This window comes from Acinetobacter sp. Res13-Abat-PEC15-P4-01 (assembly GCF_015676285.1).
Classification (GTDB): Bacteria; Pseudomonadota; Gammaproteobacteria; order Pseudomonadales; family Moraxellaceae; genus Acinetobacter; species Acinetobacter nematophilus.
Genome location: NZ_JADAIN010000020.1, coordinates 473,387 through 492,371 on the forward strand (window position 1 = coordinate 473,387; position 18,985 = coordinate 492,371).

The window sequence follows — 18,985 nt, forward strand, 5'->3', positions numbered from 1 at the left end:
TCTTAGAAGTGATGTTATTTTACCTGTTGGTCTTTAGACTTAGCAATCCAGTAATCATTGCACCGATTGTCGCTAAAAACATGTCTTTATGTGCATCCCATACGTCTCCTTGCTGCCCATTATAGTTTTCAGCTTCTTCCGGGGATAAACCAATTGCCAGCCACCATTCAATCCACTCGTAGAATAAACTGGTCGCCATGACAAACTGGATCACCAGTATAAATAAAATTTTTGGTTTTAAACTCGGTAGCCAAACTTGGAAAAGTCGATAGAAAAATGGATAGAGAAACAAGCCATAAAAAAAATGTACAAAACGATCAAACATATTGCGTGACCATCCCATGACTTGATTGAGATCAAAATGTAAATATTTGATTGACCAATCATTATACGGTACATACGAGTACAGGTAATGTGCTGCTATAACATGGATGATCAGGAATAGAATATACAGTAGAAATGATGAAAAACTCAGTCCGATTTTCTTTAGGCAGAAGAATAAAACAACCAACATCAGCACCGTACCAATCTGATGCAGCATATAGGACGGATATTCCAAAGGATTGATACTTGCTAAAATAATCGCTATGGCTAGAACGGCAAGTACAAGCCAATGTTTTTTTGTGAATTGATGATAAATCATTATGCTGTTTTCTATAAATTATTACTGCGCATTGTAATCAAAATGCAAAAAAATGCGAAGCATTGGCTTCGCATTTTTATCACTGAAAACGATTATAAATCTTAGATTTTTTCAATGAGTTCTTTAATTTGTTTGGCCTGATCAGCAGCATTCCCTGTATAGCTTGCTGGTGTCATTTCAGCCAAGCGTGCACGGTCAGCTGCGGGTACAGCTTCAAGCTCAGTTCCATTGACAAAGTTGACCATCATATCACGCGTCATTGCTTGACCACGAGTCAATGCTTTGAGTTTTTCATAAGGTTTTTCAACTGCATATCGACGCATTACCGTTTGAATTGGTTCAGCTAAAACTTCTTGGGCATGATCAAGATCTTCAAGCAAACGTGCAGCATTTAGTTCGAGTTTACCGATACCTTTTAAACAAGCTTCATATGCAATTAAGCTTTGTGCCAAACCAACCCCCATGTTACGCAGTACTGTAGAGTCAGTAAGGTCACGTTGCCAACGCGAAATAGGTAGTTTTTCACCTAAATGTGCCAAGACTGCATTTGCAATCCCTAAGTTACCTTCAGAGTTTTCAAAATCAATTGGATTGACTTTATGAGGCATTGTTGAAGAGCCAACTTCACCTTCTTTCAAACGTTGTTTGAAGAAACCGAGTGAAATATAACCCCATACGTCACGGTTAAAGTCGATCAAGATTGTGTTGAAGCGGCGTAAGGCATCAAATAATTCAGCAATATAATCGTGAGGTTCGATTTGGGTTGTGTATGGGTTGAATGTCAAGCCTAAAGATTCAACAAAAGCTTGCGCATGTGCAGGCCAGTTGATTTCTGGGTAAGCGGAGTAATGTGCATTATAGTTACCCACCGCACCGTTAATTTTACCGAGCAATTCAACTTGATTAAATTGTTTGATTTGACGTGCTAAACGATATGCCACATTCGCCATTTCTTTACCCAGTGTTGTTGGGCTGGCTGTTTGACCATGTGTACGTGATAACATTGGTTGTTCAGCGTGTTTCTCAGCTAAATCTACGATTGAATCAACAATTTGCTGCATTGAAGCCACTAAAACATCACGACCATTTTTTAGCATTAACGCATGAGAAAGGTTATTGATGTCTTCTGATGTGCAGGCAAAATGAATGAACTCGCCCGCATTTTTAAGTTCGTCAATATGTGCAATTTTTTCTTTCAGGAAGTATTCAACAGCTTTTACATCATGGTTGGTGGTGCGTTCGATTTCTTTAATGCGGTTTGCATCTTGTTCAGAAAACTGAGCCACAATTGCGTCTAAAGCATGGTTTGTTTCAGTTGAGAAAGCAGGCACTTCAGTGATTTCAGGGCGGTTTGCAAGCGCTTGTAACCAACGCACTTCAACAGTCACACGCGCATGGATTAAACCAAACTCAGAGAGGTAAGGGCGCAAAGCATCACATTTACTTGTATAGCGTCCATCTAATGGAGAAAGTGCGGTTAAAGCGTTCATAAAGATTCCTTAAGCTTTGGAATATAGGTCATGTTGATATTTCACAAATACTCAATGTTAAAACCATCTGTAAAATATCAACATGACCTTGTGTAAAACTGAAACTCAATCAATATCAAATTACACAACCTGATATTGTAATCGAGCAAGATCCTGAATATCCTGAAGAAGTTTACGTTTGCTAAAGATCATGTTCCATGAGCTGCCACCTAATTGACGCCATAGGTGAGCCATCTGTAGACCTGTAAATAAGCTCGCGCGGATACGATTGGTATGTGCAGTATCTTTAAATGCTTCTGCATTGCCACGCACTAGAATTCTCGGATTAATTTGACCAGCAGTGTCAACATATGCTTGGGCTAAGTTGGCAAGAATACTCGGATGTAAGTAGTTATTGTCGAAGAAAGACAACTGCTTTAAAATTTTTTGCTGTGATTGATGAATAATTTCAACAAATTTTGGATTACTGTAGACTTTTTTTTCTAATGCTAACAATGACATTGCATATGACATTGGAAGTTTTGCATTGGCTAGCTTGGGAATTCTGGATTTGGGGGAGGTGGAAAAGGGTTGGGTGATGCTACTTTCCAGCGCCTTTAATCCTAGAGAGATATCAGCCAATTGATTAAAAAAGTCCAGGGTTTGACCAGACTGATTATCGGAAGGACGTATATTGAGACTGGCTTTAATCAATTGTTCAAAATAAAAATTGCCACTTTCCCCGATGCTTTGACGACCCGTCATAGCCGTCATATGGGTCAGCTGCGTTGCTTGAAACACAGCTGCTAACGCCAAAGCGCGATTTTGGCGTTGATTCAAAGTCTGAGGCTGTTGAAAGGGCAACTCAACCATGCCTAAATTCCTTTAAATAATGTTTAATCATGACTGAATAAAGCTGGGTTTAGGTGCATTGGTATGATGAATCACCCCACCGCCCAAACACACTTCATCTACATAAAAAACAACACTTTGTCCCGGTGTAACGGCACGTTGTGGTTCATCAAATTCGACACGTACACCATGCGATGTATTGCTGTCTTTATAGATTGTACATGCTTGATCAGGTTGGCGGTAACGAGTTTTAGCCGTGCATCGGAAACCTGATTCAGGAATATCTTGCTCGCCTGTAACCCAGTCAATCGTCTCAGACCATAGAACGGTGCTTTGCATCAATGGATGCTCATGGCCTTGACCAACCACCAAACGATTGCCTTCGAGGTCTTTATGCAGAACAAACCAAGCGCCTTCTTCAGCACCTTTAAGTCCACCAAGACCAATACCACCACGTTGACCGAGCGTATAGTACATTAAGCCGTGATGATCACCAACCTCTTTTCCTGAATCTAAGACAATTTTTCCGGGTTGTGCAGGCAAATATTGTTTTAGAAAGTCATTAAAACGTCGTTCACCAATGAAACAAATACCGGTTGAATCCTTTTTCTTTGCAGTTGCTAAACCGAGTTCTTCTGCAATTTTACGGACCTGAGGTTTTTCAATCTCACCCACAGGAAACAATGTTTTATTGATTTCACGTCCATGAACAGCATGCAAGAAATAGGTTTGATCCTTGTTGTTGTCTAGACCACGCAACAAAGGTGCATATTGATCACCTTTAGTGTTGGTTGCAGTTGCACCCCGACGGCAATAATGTCCAGTTGCAATGAAATCAGCACCTAAACTGATGGCATGGTCCAAAAAAGCACGAAATTTAATTTCTTTATTACACAAAATATCTGGGTTGGGTGTACGACCAGCAGCATATTCTGCTAGGAAGTGCTCAAAAACACGATCCCAATATTCCATGGCAAAGTTGGCAGTATGTAATTTGATTCCAATTTTGTCACAAACTGCTTGTGCATCAGCAAGATCTTCCATGGCTGTGCAGTATTCCGTACCATCATCTTCTTCCCAGTTTTTCATGAAAAGACCTTCAACTTGATATCCTTGTTGAAGTAAAAGTGCAGCAGACACAGATGAATCTACACCACCAGACATACCGACGATGACACGTTGTTGCATAGGATTAGGCATCCAAATTTGAAATTAAAGGAGAGTTTTGGTGCTCATAGATGAGCGAAAGCGGATATTTTTGCCCAGATAGCGCGTCTTGTACAGCTTTAATCACAAGCGGGCTTCTTGCACGTGCAGAATCAAGTAATTCTTCAAGGGTCATCCATTGTGGACCAATAATTCCTGTATCGAGTTCAGCATCAGGAAAGTATTCGGTGACATGGGCTAAGAAGCAAAATCTAAAATAAGTACGATCTGGAAACATGGGCGGAGTATAGGTATAGATTCCAAGTAGGTAATCAACTTCAATCGCATATCCTGTTTCTTCCATTGTTTCGCGTATGGCAGCTTGAATAATGGTTTCATTGCACTCAACATGTCCAGCAGGCTGATTGAAAACAGTATGGCTGACCCCTTCGGTCTGTTCTTCTACAAACAGAAATTTTCCATCTTTTTCAACAACAGTTGCAACAGTCACATGTGGAGACCAAGAGCTCATAATCAGCACCATGGGAGATAAAGCATTATTCTACAAAATTTTGAGCTTGGTGGCTATGTTCAAGGCTTTTTCTTTAAACAAGGATATAAAATGCATCATTCAAGCTGATTTACAATGTATGGCTAATTTCAATATAAGCCGTGAGATCACTGTAGATCGCATATCGTCAAAAGCGCTGTTTGCTTTAAAATTCACTTTAAAAATTAATAAAAAAGTTATTTTATTTTTTAAAATTTCAGCAATAAAAATATTTTTTATAATATTTACTCAAAGTAATGAATTGATTTATAAATAGATTTAATTTTTTTTGGCATCAGAAGTCAATTCATTTTGTTTGGTTATTTACTTTTTAATGCTTAATCCCCTTGATTTTTTATGTGATTAAGGTCCATATTTAAGCGCAATCCTTATTAAAACACATGATAAAAAATAGCGATAAAGAGGGTCTTGATGAAAACAAACAAATCTTTATTTTTTCTCATCAGTTTGCTTTTAAATCAAGCAACATTCGCAGAGGCTTTCTCAGATACCTTTCAAGGACCTGCAAAACTTAATCTTAATCTCTATGTATTTGCTGCGGATGTAGATGGGGGTATTCAAAAGGGCAAGGTGAAATACGATATCGATCAGCCATTTAAAGAAACTGTCAAGGCGCTTGATCAATCCTTTATGGGTCATGTGGATTTGAGTAAAGGAAAATGGGGGCTTTATGCAGATCACCAGTATGTCAAAACATCTCAAGAAAAAACTGCAATCAATATACCTGTCGCATTGAGTACCAAGCTCAATCAAAGCAGTTATGGGGTTTATTACCAAGCTTATGTTTCACCAGAAATAACCTTGCAGCAACAAACAAAGTTTATTGTGGAACCTACCGTTGGCTTACATCGAACTCAAGCAAAAGCAACTCTGGGGGTGTTTAACCAGACATTGGCAGCAGATGCAAAGTGGACTGAATTTTTTTGGGGATCACGCTTTAAATATAATTTTGATTCACCTTGGAATCTTGCAGCAGAATTTACATTTGGTACTGAAAATACCACTGTTGCACATGCATATCTGGGTTATCGAATTCCTGCCTTTCATCGAAAGCTCAATCTGCGTGTAGGCTATCGTTACTTCGAACAAGATCATAAATCGAATAATTTTCACTGGGATGTTCGTCAGCAAGGTCCTGTGATAGGGATCAATCTACCAATTTTCTAAGAGGGTTTAATCATGAATAAGGCAATGAAAAAAGTATTGTTTGCAGCAGGACTTCTAGTCGCTGCGGAGATAGCAACTGCCTGTACGCGTGTTGTATATCTTGGTAATAATGACGTAATGACAGCACGTTCGATGGATTGGAAAACTGACGTTGGAACCAATCTATGGATTTTACCGAATAATGTTAAACGTACAGGCATGGCAGGACCAAAGTCTATTCAGTGGACATCGAAATATGGCAGTGTTGTGGCGACCGGCTATGATATTTCTACGACTGATGGAGTCAATGAAAAAGGCTTGATGGCAAATTTACTGTGGTTGGTGGAGTCTGAATATCCAGATGTAAAAAACAGTAAAAAACCACCACTCAGTATTTCGCTTTGGGCGCAGTATGTCTTGGATAACTACGCAACAGTTAATGAAGCTATACAAGCTTTGGAAAAAGAACCATTCATGATTGTCACAGATCAAGTGCCGGGAGAGAAACGTTTGGCAACCCTGCATTTATCTATTTCTGATTCGACAGGAGACAGTGCCATTATTGAGTATATTGGCGGTAAGCAAATCATTCATCATGGTCAAAAATATCAAGTGATGACAAACTCTCCAACCTTTGATCAACAGCTTGCTTTGAATACTTACTGGAAACAGATTGGTGGAACTACGATGTTGCCCGGAACAAATCGTGCCGCAGATCGTTTTGCGAGAGCATCGTTTTATATCAATGCAATTCCTAAAAATGCCTCACCTGAACATTCACTCGCCAGCGTATTTAGTGTGATACGTAATACATCAGTACCTTTCGGACTCAATACTGAGGAGGAACCGAATATTTCATCGACACGATGGCGAACCGTTTTTGATCATAAACGAGGACTATATTTCTTTGAATCTGCTGTATCACCGAATGTTTTTTGGGTAGACTTAAAGGAGATTGATTTTAAAGATGGTCAAACCAGAAAGCTTGACTTGGGTGCTGACCAAGCGAAAGTGTATGCAGGTAAGGCTAATTCTTCTTTTAAGGTCGCTCAACCATTCCAATTTCTGGGCATCCAATAGGATATAAAAACATGATGAAGAAACTTTGGTACATTCCTTTGAGTGCATTGCTTATCGCAGGATGTGCTTCAAATCCTAATAATGCGAATTCAAATGTGGGTACTCAAGGCTTATTAATCTGCCAGCCAAGTGAAATTTGCCCGATTGTGACAGTGGCATGGAACGAAGCACATAAAGACATTCTAAAAGTCAAACTGAGTCTAAACAGTGCATATACTAAATATAATATCGAAAAAGTTGTATTTAGTGATGGGATGAAAAGTCATTCATTTAATGTCATTGGACCAACAGAGATAGATTTCGCATTTAAGGCAAATCGTTCAAGGAACAGTGTTTTAGTTCCTGTGAATATGATGGTTGATTTTAGAGGCTCTGAAAATGTCTTTATGGAAATTCATACAGATCAGGGGGTAATTAAACGTTATATCGTTAAAGATAATGTCAAAGCACCTGTGTTTGAAGAGTTAAGCAAATACTACAAAGTGAATGAATAAGCACTTTATATCGATTAAATGGGGCTTTAATTTCACTTGTTGATGGTGAAATTAAAGCCTATTTATCATGGTATTCATAAATTTTCTTGCTGTTTTAAGCTAAAATAATATTGAAAATTAGATTGTTATAAATGAGTTGTAATTTTTTTTATCATACTCATATACAATAATTTCCTGTTTTCGAATAAACGAAATATCTCAGCTATTGGCTTGTTCAGTTGGAGGTTGAAGTATTTTCAGCTCAAGTGGAAGTCATAGCTAGAGCAAAAAAGAAGGTATTCTATAGGTACAAACCCAAGCCATGACCAGCTTTTTAAAGAACCCACTTTTTATAAAACCAAGCGCTTTAAGGGATATGGACGAAATTTTTAAAGATGTAGGCATTCATTTATCTGAAAATCAGATATGGGATGATTTCTTTCTTGAACAAATTGAAGTCACGGCTGAGCAATATGATTCTGTTTCAAAAAACACTTCTATCTTAGTGATTTTTTAATTCTCAGTCTTTAAATGATTTTTGACCGGCAATTGAGATTCTGGATGGGCGCTTTAGCCAAGTGCTCTCAAACACTTAAAGAACAGTTCAGAAACTCGAGATTATGTATATTCAGCTTGGCATCACTGTGATCATTCATCAATTAAGAATATATTTTTTATTTTGATGGATATGCTCTAAATTAGACATCCAGAGAAATCATAGACACTCAATTGCATCGTGAGTTTTGCTTTATCAAAAATCTCATTATTTTGATAAAGCAAAAGTTTTGATCAAGTTTTAATTAGATTCATCAATATAATTGTTTGCCACTTTCACATAATGTCTTGCAGAATAAGGTAAAAATTCTTTTTCTTTGTCGGTTAAAGGGCGGACTTTTTGCACTGGACTGCCCACATATAAATAGCCGCTCTCCAAGCGCTTACGGGGGGGAACCAATGAGCCTGCACCAATCATTACATCATCTTCGACGATTACATCATCCAACACAATACTATTAATACCGATCAACACTCGGTTGCCAATCTGGCAACCATGTAAGGTAACATGATGACCAATGGTTACATCTTCACCAATGATCAATGGTGAACCATTGGGTTTTGCATCATTTTTGTGGCTGACATGAAGCATACAGTGATCTTGAACATTGGAATTTCGACCAATTTTAATGCTATTGACATCAGCACGAATCACAGCAAAAGGCCATACTGAAACATTTTCCGCTAAAGTAACCTCACCGATCACAATAGATAAATCATCGATATAGCACGTTGAGTCAATTTTAGGATGATGCTGTAAATATGTACGAATATTCTTTTTCATGTTGGCGTCCTGATCAAAGCTCAAAATTCAAAAAATCGTGGTCACAGTATAAAATAAAAAGGCATCCCAATCTTTGATCAGGATGCCTGTGCTTTAGTCTAACCAATGCAATCAAATTAGACTTTCATCAATAAATCAAAATAAATTGCTAAAGAACATTTTGATGTGATCGATCATGCGAGAGAAGAAACCTGCTTCTTCAACTGCTTTTAATGCTACCAAAGGTTTTTCAGCAATGACTTTACCATCCAGTGTTGCTGTAAGTTTACCAACAACCTGACCTTGTTTTAATGGTGCATTCAAGTTTGGCTGAACGGTGACTTGTGTCTTGATGGCATTTGCCTGACCCTTCGGCATGGTCACGTTGAAGTTTTCAGCTAAACCGATTTGAACATCATTTTCTTTACCAAAATAAACTTTAGCTTTGGCAAGAACTTGGTTTGCAGGGTGAACACTTACAGTTTCAAAGTTTGAATAACCCCAAGAAAGGAGTGAACGTGTCTGATTGGCACGCTCATTCATAGATGGAGCACCAAAAATCACAGAAATCAAACGCATTGGACCACGCTTAGAAGAGGTCGTTAAACAGAAACCTGCTTCATTGGTATGACCGGTTTTTAAACCATCAACACTTGGATCGGTATAAAGTAATGCATTACGGTTACCTTGTTTGATTCCATTAAAGGTAAATTCTTTTTCAGAATAAATTGGGTAGTATTTTGAGCTGTCGTGAATGATATGTTTTGCTAAAACAGCCATATCTTTTGCAGTAGAGTAATGACCATCCGCAGGCATGCCTGTCGCATTGATGAAGTGCGTATTGGTCATTCCAACACGTTTAGCTTCTTGATTCATGACATAAGCAAATGAACCTTCGTTGCCAGAAATGTGTTCAGCCATCGCTTTAGAAGCATCGTTACCCGATTGGATAATAATGCCACGCAACATTTCTAAAACTGTTGCCGTACCATTGAGCGGGACATACATACAAGATTCAGTGCTACTACCTCGACACCACGCTGACTCATTCATGCGAACCTTTTCATTTTCAGTCAGTTCGCCTTTGAGAAGTTTTTGCTCAATGATGTAACTGGTCATCATTTTGGTCATTGAAGCAGGTGCTAGTTTTTCATTTTCATTCTTCGAAGCAAGAATTTGACCTGTCTCGTAGTCCATTAAGACGTAAGATTTATTATTTAATTCTGGCGGAGTAGTTAAGACGGTTGCTGCATAAGAAAATGAAGGTAAAAGTAATAATGCAGCAATGGCGCTTTTTGGGGTCATTCTAGGTCGTTCCAATCGTTATAAGAGCACAAACAGGCTAGCATTTTAGGACAAAGCAAAGCCGACTTCTATACAGAAAGTCGGCTTATTTCTTACTTATTGTAACTATTTCATTATTTGTTTAATAAATTGCATTACGTTTGTGAACGGTAGTGACTAATATCATTACAAATTGCTGTATTTTCGGCGTCTCCGGCTTTCTTGGCATCAGCTTTGGCTTCTTTTAAAGCACGTTGAAAATCCTTTTGTTTGGCTAATGTTTTTAAGGCATCTTTCGGGTTTTTTTCATTTGGCATGTAGTCTTTCAATAAATGATTGAAACCTTTATCAAATGTAGCATCTGTTTTAATCAAATTCGGACAGATATCAGACAGTACATAGATCGCAGCAAGTTCTTCTTTGGAGACCTGTTGTTGTGTGACTTCAATATTCTGTTCATGCGAAGCTGCGTCTTTAGTTGCCGCAAAAGCATGGGTCATGAATAAACCACTGGCTGAAACAAGGCTTAATGTAAGCATTTTTAAAGTCATACGCATGATGGACCTAATCAATTATTTCTCTTAACAAGAGGCATAGAGTAAACGTAAAAATAGTCAAAAATATAGATAAAATGTATTGATGTTGTAGATTTATTTGAACTTTTAGCTCAATAATATTTTTACGGAGATGTCAAAAAGTCTTTTGACATCTCTTCTTGTGCTTATATTTATTTTTAGTGTTTAAGTTCAAGTACATCATTACAGACGGCTTGGTGTTCTACTTGATCAACTTCTTTGGCATTTGCTTGTGCTTCTTTAAAAACGGATTGATATTCAGCATCTTGTTTAAGTTGGTCTAAAGTCGTTGTTTTGGATAAATCTTTTAATAATGTCTGGGTCAAAGCATTGATCTTGTTTTGAAATGCTGGATTATTGCCAATAAGTGAAGGACAGACTTCAGCAAGTACCTGTGTCGCAGCAATATCTTCTTTAGCCAAGAGATCCGCTTCTTGAGTGGTTATGCCTTCTGCAAATGCAGTATGTGTACAAAGTGTGATGAATGCAATAGAAATTGTACGGGTAAGAGAACGTGTAATCATCTTTTTAGTCACAAATTTAATTTAAAGTTGAGTAAGTAACTATATATAATTATTGAATAAATTTGTATTAAATTACTCAACAGTCATGACATAATTTATGTGAAATTGGGTGGTAATTCGTTCAGTGATATTAAGATAACCTTGAGAAGATTTGGTTGGATAAGTGGATGACATGAACGTGCTGAGACTTAATATTGCCATATAGAGTTGATCGAGCAATTAATTTAGCTAGGTGAGAGTTCAAATGACTTGATCAATAAGTTTCTTTTTAACAACAGATTCGCTGGAACCCAGACTTTAAGTGATAAACATAGAATGTTATACAATTCTGTGCATGGTTTAAAATGTATTGAAACACTGCTATATAAATAGATCATGAATCGATACTGTTATTAAGAGAAGTTTTTGAGTGAATATTTTAATTGCCAATGACGATGGTGTATTTGCACCGGGTATCCAAGCTTTAGCAAAAGCATTGAGACCGTTAGGACGTGTTGTAATTGTTGCACCTGAAAGTGAACGTAGCGGTTTTTCTAGCGCCTTAACTTTAGATCGACCATTACGTCCGATTCAAGTTGCTCCAGATATGTGGGCAGTCAATGGCACTCCTGCTGATTGTGTTTATTTATCAATGAATGGTTTATTTGATTTTGAATTTGATCTGGTGGTCAGCGGTATCAACAGCGGAGCGAATCTAGGAGATGATGTACTTTATTCTGGAACTGTAGGTGCTGCATTTGAAGGACGTTTGATGACCTTGCCTGCAATCGCAGTTTCATTGGCCGGGAGCAATGTTCGAGCTTATGAAAGTCCAGATGATTATGCACAGGCTGCTCAATGGGTCTATACATTTATTTCGCAAGGACTGCCACAACTTCCGCCCCGACACATTTTAAATATTAATATTCCGGATGTCGCTGAAATTCAGGGCGCTCAGATTACCTATCAAGGGCGACGCATACAATCAAAACCAATCACCAGTCAGGTTGATCCGCGTGGTCGTCAAGTGTATTGGATTGGGTTGGCAGGCGAGGCTGTTACAGACCCTAAAAAAAACTTACAGCATATTCAGTCGGATTTTTTTGCAATCGCCAATGGGTTTGTCAGTATTACACCGATCCAAATGGATGCTACCAACTATGGGATCTTAGAAACTTTACAATCGCAGCTCTCACATAGTCATTTTGATGTATGAGTGTTATAAGTTTGTGAAAAAGCACTGCGAAACAGTGAAATAAGTGTGTTTTTTGCTAATCTTAAGCAAATATTTTTAAATTGAAGATTGTAGAGAGGGAAATCAATGCTTTTGGCTCGATCAAAGCTTTATATTCAAATGCCTAAGCGATGGGTAAAAATAATTTTATCCTCAGTTGTCATTACTTCTACAATACTTGTTACTGGCTGTGCATCGAAGCCACAGATTAATAATCCAACTCGTTATGCAGTTGCACCTGAGTACTATACTGTACGTTCGGGTGATACGCTTAGCGCTATCGCTATGCGTTACGGTTTGAGTTATTTAAGTGTCGCTGAAATGAATGATATTGCTGCACCATATCGGATTTATGTTGGACAGTCATTGCGTCTGAAAAAAGGCGGGGCGAATGTTAACCGTTCAACAACCAAGGCTTTGACTAACAATGAGCCACAAATTCAGCGCCAAACCATTAAGTTGCCAACGCAGCAAACGACTACATCACCGTCTGTAACAACAAGGGTGCCTCCTGTCACAACAGTACCGGCCCAAACAACAACGACTGTACAATCCACGCGTTTAAGATGGGTTAAACCGTCTACAGGACCAGTGATCGCAAGCTATAATCTTGCAAATAATATTAAAGGATTGCGTTTTGGTGGAAATCAGGGAGATCCAATCTTTGCTGCTGCAGATGGACAAGTGGTTTATGCTGCAGATGGATTGAAAGAATATGGTAACCTTGTCTTGGTGAAACATATTGATGGTTACATTACTGCATATGCACATAATAGTAAAATGTTGGTGAAAAGTGGTCAAACAGTGACTGCAGGACAGAAGATTGCTGAGATGGGATCTTCAGGTGCGACGAGCACTATGTTGGAATTCCAAGTACGTTTGGACGGAAAACCTATCAATCCTGCAAATATTTTACCAATAAATTAAATATTTTAATGCAAAATGTAATTTTCTTCGTATAATACAATGAGTTGCTTTAAATAAAAAATGTGAAGCAGCTCATAATTTCAGAGGGAAATTTATGTTAGATCAACTTCGAGCAATGGGTGTCTTTGCTTGTGTTGTTGAAAAAAGCTCTTTTAGTGGTGCCGCGCGTGATCTTGGCATTACAACTAGTGCGGTTAGTCAGCAAATTAGATCTTTAGAACAAGAGATGGAAGTTACACTTCTACATCGTTCTACACGAAAGCTGAGTCTAACTGAAGCTGGTCAAGCTTTTTTCCACAGCTGTCAAGAAATGCTCGCTGCGGCTGAGCGTGGAAAAATCCGTATTAATGAGTTGCGAGACGATTTAGTCGGTGATTTGCGCATAGCGACCACCCCAGAAATAGGTGCTACACATGTTGTGCCTGCATTATCACATTGGATGTCTGCGCATCGTGGTTTGATGGTTCATTTTGAAGCGGATAACCAATATATCGATTTAATCGAGGAACGCATAGACATTGCCATTCGTATGTCTTCTAAAATGGAAGATGCGAATAATTTAAGTTGTATGCCACTTGCGAGAGTAGATCAAATCTTAGTCGCATCGCCAAGCTACTTAAATCAGACTGTACCCATTTCACGACCTGAAGATTTACAGAATCATGATTTGATTCCTGTAAATATTATGAAAAATTATCAGCATTTTTCATTTCAGCATAGTGCAACAGGTGAAGTTGTAAATTTAGAAATGAAGCATCGTCTTCAAACAAATAACGTATTTGTTGCAAAATCACTGTGCCAACATGGACATGGGATTGCACGTATTCTTTATTTAGATGTACAAAAAGAATTGATGAACGGTACTTTGGTTGAAGTGCTTCCTGAATGGAAACTACCAACTTTCACGCTAAGTGCGGTTACCTTGAAACGTGAACAGCAACCGATGAAAATTCATCGCTGTTTGGATGCTTTAAAACAATATTTTAGCCAGTTACCTGGTGGCAGAATTTTCCAAGAAGCTTCTTAAAGCCCAAGTTCTAATAAGTTTGAATAAAAAAGCCGCTTTAAAGCGGCTTTTCTATATTTGAAATTTAGACTCAGGGAGATTATAAATTTAGTCTCCCTGAATGATATTTTACAATGGTATTATCCAAGGAATTTTTGAATGGCAGGAACTAGGCGTTGAAGCAGGTCATCTGCTTGTTGACGATTCATATTCAATGCAGGTAATAGACGCACGACATTTCCAGAAGTTACATTAATAATTAAATGATGCTCATCACGAGCAATGTTAACCAGTTCACCGCAGTCTTTTGGCAGTTCAATCCCGATCATCATGCCAAAACCGCGGACAATCACATTTTGTGCTGCAAGTTGGCTGCGGAACTGATCCACCAAATAAGTACCAATCTCAGTCACATTGGACATGATGTTTTCTTTTTGAATTAAATCAATCACGGTATATACGATACGTGAACCCAAATGCGTACCGCTATAAGTTGAACCATGATTTCCAGCAGTCAAAACACCTACACCACGACCTTGAGTCATGACAGCACCAATCGGAAAACCATTGCCTAAACCTTTTGCGGTAGTTAAAACATCAGGAATAATATTGGTGTGTTGATAAGCAAAATATTTGCCTGTACGACCGTTACCGGTTTGAACTTCATCTAACATCATCAACCAATTGTGCTGGTTGCACATACGGCGAATATCCTCAAGATAGCTAAAGCCTTGAGGAGCAGTATTTACACCGCCTTCACCTTGAATCGGCTCAACCAAAATTGCCACAATATCCGGATGATTAATTGCTGCTTCTTCAATCGCTTCTACATCACCAAAAGGTACGCGAATGAAACCATCAACTAATGGCGCAAAACCTTCTTGTACTTTTTTATTGCCTGTTGCAGAAAGTGTGGCAAGAGTACGACCATGGAATGAATGATCTGCTACGATAATTTTAGGATTGGCAATTCCTTGCAAATTACCAAATTTGCGTGCGATTTTAATTGCACCTTCATTGGATTCAGCACCACTGTTTGAGAAAAAGATTTCTTCCATACCTGAAACTTCAGCCAGCTTTTGTGCTGCTGCCGTTTGCCAAGGCACTTCATAAATATTACTGGTATGAATGAGTGTTGCAGCCTGTTCGGCAATTGCCTCAGCCAATACAGGATGTGCGTGACCTAGACCACAGACAGCGATACCGGTTAATGCATCAAGATATTCAGTACCATCTTCTGTGTAAAGATAAGAACCTCGTCCTCGAACAAAGCTGATCGGTTGACGGCTGAATACAGGCATCAAATGTGAAGGTTGATCAGTTTGTACCGGAGCAAGGGTAATGTTGTTCATGACTAACTCTTATCTGTTAGGAGGGAAAAGAAAGGATTATCTAACCAAAATATGCGGAAGATTTAAAGCCTAAATGTAAATAAAATTGGAAATAATCGTCTAGACATACTCTTTATTGTGGATTTAGGTATAATGCAGGCAGATGAGTTGAGGATTTAATCAATGACTGAACAAGCGCGTGATACAGAAGCGTTAATTCGCGACCAAATTGCTAAACATGCTGTACTTCTTTATATGAAAGGTACACCACAATTCCCACAATGTGGTTTTTCTGCTCGTGCAGTTGAAGCGCTTAGCCAAATTGGTCGTCCATTTGCTTATGTTAATATCTTGGAAAATCCAGATATTCGTGCAACTTTGCCACAAATTGCAAATTGGCCTACATTCCCACAATTGTGGATCAATGGCGAGTTGATTGGCGGTAGCGATATCATGCTAGAAATGTTCCAAAATGGTGAATTAAAACCATTGATTGAACAATATAGCCCAGCACCAGAAGCAAAATAAGCCACTGATGCACAGAAAGCACCGTAAGGTGCTTTTTTACTGCCTAATGTTAATCAAAATAGATGAAGCCTCAAATTAGAGGCTCCATCAAGATAAGCTTGGGTAAATTTTACTTGCGCTTGTTCTGCTTGGTCACTCCATCAGACTGCACTTCTTCAGTGAATGAAGCCGGTTCAATTTCAACTTTCTTGTCTTTTTTATCCTTCTTCTTTTTCTTTTTCTTTGGTTTTTGCTCTATTTCAACACCATCCTCAAGTGCTTGCCAATATTCGAGTTGGGCCATTACAGCAGCATAGATAGAGCCTTTGGTATAACGTCCTTTTTTATCCAAACTACCGACTGGGCGAGCCATTAAGATTTCTAATGCCTGATCAATCGTGTCTATGGCATGGATGTGGAATTGATTTTGATTTACTGCATCTATAACGTCCTGGCGTAGCATTAAATGTTGCATATTTTGACGTGGAATAATCACACCTTGTTTGCCAGTCAAACCTTGCAGTTTGCATGCATCAAAGAAGCCTTCGATTTTTGCATTCACACCGCCAATAGGTTGTACTTGCCCCAACTGGTTCATTGAACCTGTAATTGCCCAGGATTGATCAATTGGCAATTGGCAAATTGCAGAGATTAACGCTGATAACTCAGCAACCGTTGCACTGTCACCGTCAACTTGACCATAACTTTGTTCAAAGGCAAGTGCGGCAGAGAAGTGCAGAATCTGTTCACGTCCAAAATGTGCTTTTAGGAAGCTGGACATGAGCAAAACGCCTTTTGCATGTAAAGAGCCACCTAATTCGACACTGCGTTCAATATCTAGAATATCACCGCCACCTTGATACACGGACGCAGTTAAACGTGATGGTAGTCCAAATTCAACATCGGCATATTGGATCACAGATAACGCATTAATCTGACCTAAACGATGCCCACGGGTTTCAATTAATTGCGTGCCACGCGAGAGGTCTTGCCAATAAAGTTCTCTTAAATAGCCTAAGCGATACTGACGATGTTTGAGGGCTGTATTGATGTGATGGGAGGTAACCAACTTTTCATCAGATTGTGCGGCATGATGATGTGACTCACGAATTAAATCACCTAAGGTTAGCGCATGGAGTGACAGAGAACTTTGATCTTCAGCTTGGCGGCTAGAGTCTGTGAGTAAAGCAGCCAAAGCTGAGCGATCAAAAGGTAATAACTTGTCTTGCTGAACATAGTCTGCAATCAATTGCATATAGGCTTGCTCATTGTCATCATTACGCTGCAAGGTATCGGTAAAATCTGCGCGGATCTTGAAGACACTGCCCAACTCTGGTTCTACTTCTAGAATTTCATAATATATCTCTGGCTCAGCGAGTAAAACAACTTTAAGGTTGAGGGGGATTGAAGCGGGTTCAATAGAAATACTTCCTGTCAAAGTCAGCATATGTTCTAAAGAAGACAGTTTAAGCTGCCCTGATTTTAAAGCACGTTTTAAGCCTTGCCATGCATATGGCTGCTCCAGGAGTTGTTCAGCTTCCAAAATCAGGAAACCACCATTGGCCTGATGTAATGAACCCGGGCGAATCAGCGTGAAATCTGTGGTAATGGTTCCGTTTTGGGTGAGTTGCTCAACATGTCCAAGTAAATTGTAATGCGTTGGGAAGTCTTCAAAAATTACAGGTGCACCAGTATTCGGTTTGTTGCTCACTACAACATTGGCTTGATATCTGGAAGGTACGCGATTAAAGAGAGAAGGAGAGAACTCTTCACCTTCTTGGTCTAAAATTGTTTCAACATTATCAATAATATCTGCTGCAAAAAGCTTTAAATATTGTTCTAAGCCATGTACGGTTTTGAATTTGTTGAGAATCTGCTCAATACGAGGGATAACCACTTGTTTGGCAATGTCGCGATTAAGCTCAGAAACTTGATCACGAGCGTCATCTTCAAGGTCACCTAATTGAAGACCCAGGCGTTCCAGCTTTTTATCCATATAACGCATATTGGAGTTAATTTCTGCACGCTGTTTGCTATCCAGTGCATTAAGGTCTTCCTGTGACATTTCCAATACTTTGTCATCTTTGACATGGATGGGTACAAAAATGTGTTCATCGTTTCGATTGACCAGCTTTAAGTCAAGATCTTCACCTTCTTTGGTCAGTTCAACCAGTGCAAGCTGTTGTTCATTGCCAGTAATCTGGCGAATGCGTTCAATACGGTTGTGATAGGTTTCTGCACTAAAACGACGTTCAAGCTGCTTGAGTATGGTTTGCCAAGTTTGATGCAGCAGTGCTTGGAATTTGTTGGCTTGTCCTGCTTGGAAGCGTAAAGCAATCGGTTGCCGTGCATTTTTAAAGTTATAAACATATACCCAGTCATCTGGGGTTTGCATTGCTTTGGCATGTTGCTGAAGCAAACGTTTAATCATGGTGCGTTTGCCTAGCCCCGCGGTACCTACAGCAAAAATATTATAGCCGGAATAAGGCAAGGCTATACCAGCCTCAACGGATGCTTTCGCACGATCTTGACCCAGAAAATTGTTCAAGGGTTTGATTCTTCTGGTTGACGAAGGAATCTTGGAGAGATCTGGAATATGTGTCAGTTGTTCTGGTTTTAGAGCTGTGAGTGTCAAGGTATTTTGAATTTCCGTTTGATCAAAAGCAGATGGAAAATGGGTTTCAGTTTTTTGTATTAAGTTTGCGGTGTGAGTATTTGAAACAGCGGTAGAGCTTAATTGATCGTGTCTTTGGGTCACAGGTGAAATCCAAAACTTATATGGGTTGAAAGCTTAAAGGTATACAGGATTGGGGGTAAAGATCAAGCATCTATAGCGGAAATATCTGTAAAAGACGATCTTAGTTGCATAAAAGTGATTGAAACTCTAAGCATTAAAAGGTTGAATAGCATTATTTCATTT

20 protein-coding genes are annotated in these 18,985 nt (G+C 38.9%); 9 read left to right on the top strand and 11 right to left on the bottom strand.

The window, feature by feature from the left end; genetic code table 11:
- Positions 1–19: 19 nt before the first annotated feature.
- From IMO47_RS09150 to IMO47_RS09170, 5 genes are all read right to left on the bottom strand, one after another.
- Complete coding sequence (locus IMO47_RS09150; protein ID WP_196075815.1) at positions 20–643, bottom strand: DUF2238 domain-containing protein; 624 nt, start codon at positions 641–643, stop codon at positions 20–22.
- Between the two features lie 101 nt (positions 644–744).
- Positions 745–2,133: an adenylosuccinate lyase gene (gene purB / locus IMO47_RS09155; RefSeq protein WP_196075816.1), complete on the bottom strand. Its 1,389-nt coding sequence runs from the start codon at positions 2,131–2,133 to the stop codon at positions 745–747.
- Between the two features lie 120 nt (positions 2,134–2,253).
- Entirely contained in the window at positions 2,254–2,985 is a 732-nt protein-coding gene (hflD, locus tag IMO47_RS09160) for a high frequency lysogenization protein HflD (protein ID WP_196075817.1), read from the bottom strand.
- 27 nt (positions 2,986–3,012) lie between these two features.
- Complete coding sequence (gene mnmA / locus IMO47_RS09165) at positions 3,013–4,152, bottom strand: tRNA 2-thiouridine(34) synthase MnmA (RefSeq protein WP_196075818.1); 1,140 nt, start codon at positions 4,150–4,152, stop codon at positions 3,013–3,015.
- A gap of 4 nt (positions 4,153–4,156) precedes the next feature.
- The gene (locus IMO47_RS09170) at positions 4,157–4,642 is read right to left on the bottom strand and encodes an NUDIX hydrolase (protein WP_196075819.1); all 486 of its coding nucleotides are present in this window, start codon (positions 4,640–4,642) and stop codon (positions 4,157–4,159) included.
- A 10-nt stretch (positions 4,643–4,652) separates the two neighbouring features.
- On the opposite strand from IMO47_RS09170, the gene IMO47_RS09175 reads away from it, so the two are divergent.
- From IMO47_RS09175 to IMO47_RS09195, 5 genes are all read left to right on the top strand, one after another.
- On the top strand, positions 4,653–4,937 hold the full coding sequence (locus IMO47_RS09175; protein ID WP_196077918.1) for a hypothetical protein: 285 nt from the start codon (positions 4,653–4,655) through the stop codon (positions 4,935–4,937).
- Positions 4,938–5,092: 155 nt separating this feature from the next.
- Positions 5,093–5,848, top strand: coding sequence for a hypothetical protein (locus IMO47_RS09180; RefSeq protein WP_196077332.1), 756 nt, complete (start codon positions 5,093–5,095; stop codon positions 5,846–5,848).
- A gap of 12 nt (positions 5,849–5,860) precedes the next feature.
- On the top strand, positions 5,861–6,907 hold the full coding sequence (locus IMO47_RS09185) for a linear amide C-N hydrolase (RefSeq protein ID WP_196077331.1): 1,047 nt from the start codon (positions 5,861–5,863) through the stop codon (positions 6,905–6,907).
- An 11-nt stretch (positions 6,908–6,918) separates the two neighbouring features.
- On the top strand, positions 6,919–7,401 hold the full coding sequence (locus tag IMO47_RS09190) for a hypothetical protein (protein WP_196077330.1): 483 nt from the start codon (positions 6,919–6,921) through the stop codon (positions 7,399–7,401).
- A gap of 301 nt (positions 7,402–7,702) precedes the next feature.
- A complete protein-coding gene (locus tag IMO47_RS09195) occupies positions 7,703–7,897 on the top strand; it encodes a hypothetical protein (RefSeq protein ID WP_196077329.1) in 195 nt (64 codons plus the stop codon).
- A 279-nt stretch (positions 7,898–8,176) separates the two neighbouring features.
- On the opposite strand, the gene IMO47_RS09200 is transcribed toward IMO47_RS09195, so the two are convergent.
- From IMO47_RS09200 to IMO47_RS09215, 4 genes are all read right to left on the bottom strand, one after another.
- Positions 8,177–8,719, bottom strand: coding sequence for a gamma carbonic anhydrase family protein (locus IMO47_RS09200; protein ID WP_196077328.1), 543 nt, complete (start codon positions 8,717–8,719; stop codon positions 8,177–8,179).
- A gap of 135 nt (positions 8,720–8,854) precedes the next feature.
- Positions 8,855–10,003: a D-alanyl-D-alanine carboxypeptidase PBP5/6 gene (gene dacC / locus IMO47_RS09205; RefSeq protein ID WP_196077327.1), complete on the bottom strand. Its 1,149-nt coding sequence runs from the start codon at positions 10,001–10,003 to the stop codon at positions 8,855–8,857.
- 134 nt (positions 10,004–10,137) lie between these two features.
- Complete coding sequence (locus IMO47_RS09210; RefSeq protein ID WP_196077326.1) at positions 10,138–10,539, bottom strand: hypothetical protein; 402 nt, start codon at positions 10,537–10,539, stop codon at positions 10,138–10,140.
- A 176-nt stretch (positions 10,540–10,715) separates the two neighbouring features.
- Complete coding sequence (locus IMO47_RS09215; RefSeq protein ID WP_196077325.1) at positions 10,716–11,081, bottom strand: hypothetical protein; 366 nt, start codon at positions 11,079–11,081, stop codon at positions 10,716–10,718.
- A 409-nt stretch (positions 11,082–11,490) separates the two neighbouring features.
- Between IMO47_RS09215 and surE the strand changes: the two genes are divergently transcribed.
- From surE to IMO47_RS09230, 3 genes are all read left to right on the top strand, one after another.
- On the top strand, positions 11,491–12,276 hold the full coding sequence (surE, locus tag IMO47_RS09220) for a 5'/3'-nucleotidase SurE (protein WP_196077324.1): 786 nt from the start codon (positions 11,491–11,493) through the stop codon (positions 12,274–12,276).
- 105 nt (positions 12,277–12,381) lie between these two features.
- Positions 12,382–13,221: a peptidoglycan DD-metalloendopeptidase family protein gene (locus tag IMO47_RS09225; protein ID WP_196077323.1), complete on the top strand. Its 840-nt coding sequence runs from the start codon at positions 12,382–12,384 to the stop codon at positions 13,219–13,221.
- Positions 13,222–13,315: 94 nt separating this feature from the next.
- Complete coding sequence (locus IMO47_RS09230; RefSeq protein WP_196077322.1) at positions 13,316–14,248, top strand: LysR family transcriptional regulator; 933 nt, start codon at positions 13,316–13,318, stop codon at positions 14,246–14,248.
- 119 nt (positions 14,249–14,367) lie between these two features.
- On the opposite strand, the gene IMO47_RS09235 is transcribed toward IMO47_RS09230, so the two are convergent.
- Complete coding sequence (locus IMO47_RS09235; RefSeq protein ID WP_196077321.1) at positions 14,368–15,579, bottom strand: aspartate aminotransferase family protein; 1,212 nt, start codon at positions 15,577–15,579, stop codon at positions 14,368–14,370.
- A gap of 162 nt (positions 15,580–15,741) precedes the next feature.
- Here IMO47_RS09235 and grxD point away from each other — a divergent pair, with 162 nt between their 5' ends.
- Positions 15,742–16,086 carry a Grx4 family monothiol glutaredoxin gene (gene grxD, locus IMO47_RS09240; protein WP_004831217.1) on the top strand — a complete coding sequence of 115 codons (345 nt, stop codon included), beginning with the start codon at positions 15,742–15,744 and terminating at the stop codon, positions 16,084–16,086.
- A 109-nt stretch (positions 16,087–16,195) separates the two neighbouring features.
- On the opposite strand, the gene IMO47_RS09245 is transcribed toward grxD, so the two are convergent.
- A complete protein-coding gene (locus IMO47_RS09245) occupies positions 16,196–18,823 on the bottom strand; it encodes an ATP-binding protein (protein WP_196077320.1) in 2,628 nt (875 codons plus the stop codon).
- Positions 18,824–18,985 lie beyond the last annotated feature (162 nt).

Excerpts from the sequence above, each read along its gene's own strand:
- IMO47_RS09180 (WP_196077332.1), top strand. The coding sequence starts at position 5,093 with ATGAAAACAAACAAATCTTTATTTTTTCTCATCAGTTTGCTTTTAAAT.
- IMO47_RS09225 (WP_196077323.1), top strand. The coding sequence starts at position 12,382 with ATGCTTTTGGCTCGATCAAAGCTTTATATTCAAATGCCTAAGCGATGG.
- purB (WP_196075816.1), bottom strand. The coding sequence starts at position 2,133 with ATGAACGCTTTAACCGCACTTTCTCCATTAGATGGACGCTATACAAGT.
- IMO47_RS09215 (WP_196077325.1), bottom strand. The coding sequence starts at position 11,081 with ATGATTACACGTTCTCTTACCCGTACAATTTCTATTGCATTCATCACA.
- IMO47_RS09210 (WP_196077326.1), bottom strand. The coding sequence starts at position 10,539 with ATGCGTATGACTTTAAAAATGCTTACATTAAGCCTTGTTTCAGCCAGT.
- IMO47_RS09185 (WP_196077331.1), top strand. The coding sequence starts at position 5,861 with ATGAATAAGGCAATGAAAAAAGTATTGTTTGCAGCAGGACTTCTAGTC.
- dacC (WP_196077327.1), bottom strand. The coding sequence starts at position 10,003 with ATGACCCCAAAAAGCGCCATTGCTGCATTATTACTTTTACCTTCATTT.
- IMO47_RS09230 (WP_196077322.1), top strand. The coding sequence starts at position 13,316 with ATGTTAGATCAACTTCGAGCAATGGGTGTCTTTGCTTGTGTTGTTGAA.
- IMO47_RS09235 (WP_196077321.1), bottom strand. The coding sequence starts at position 15,579 with ATGAACAACATTACCCTTGCTCCGGTACAAACTGATCAACCTTCACAT.
- IMO47_RS09200 (WP_196077328.1), bottom strand. The coding sequence starts at position 8,719 with ATGAAAAAGAATATTCGTACATATTTACAGCATCATCCTAAAATTGAC.
- IMO47_RS09175 (WP_196077918.1), top strand. The coding sequence starts at position 4,653 with ATGGGAGATAAAGCATTATTCTACAAAATTTTGAGCTTGGTGGCTATG.
- IMO47_RS09150 (WP_196075815.1), bottom strand. The coding sequence starts at position 643 with ATGATTTATCATCAATTCACAAAAAAACATTGGCTTGTACTTGCCGTT.
- mnmA (WP_196075818.1), bottom strand. The coding sequence starts at position 4,152 with ATGCAACAACGTGTCATCGTCGGTATGTCTGGTGGTGTAGATTCATCT.
- IMO47_RS09190 (WP_196077330.1), top strand. The coding sequence starts at position 6,919 with ATGATGAAGAAACTTTGGTACATTCCTTTGAGTGCATTGCTTATCGCA.
- grxD (WP_004831217.1), top strand. The coding sequence starts at position 15,742 with ATGACTGAACAAGCGCGTGATACAGAAGCGTTAATTCGCGACCAAATT.
- IMO47_RS09195 (WP_196077329.1), top strand. The coding sequence starts at position 7,703 with ATGACCAGCTTTTTAAAGAACCCACTTTTTATAAAACCAAGCGCTTTA.
- IMO47_RS09170 (WP_196075819.1), bottom strand. The coding sequence starts at position 4,642 with ATGAGCTCTTGGTCTCCACATGTGACTGTTGCAACTGTTGTTGAAAAA.
- hflD (WP_196075817.1), bottom strand. The coding sequence starts at position 2,985 with ATGGTTGAGTTGCCCTTTCAACAGCCTCAGACTTTGAATCAACGCCAA.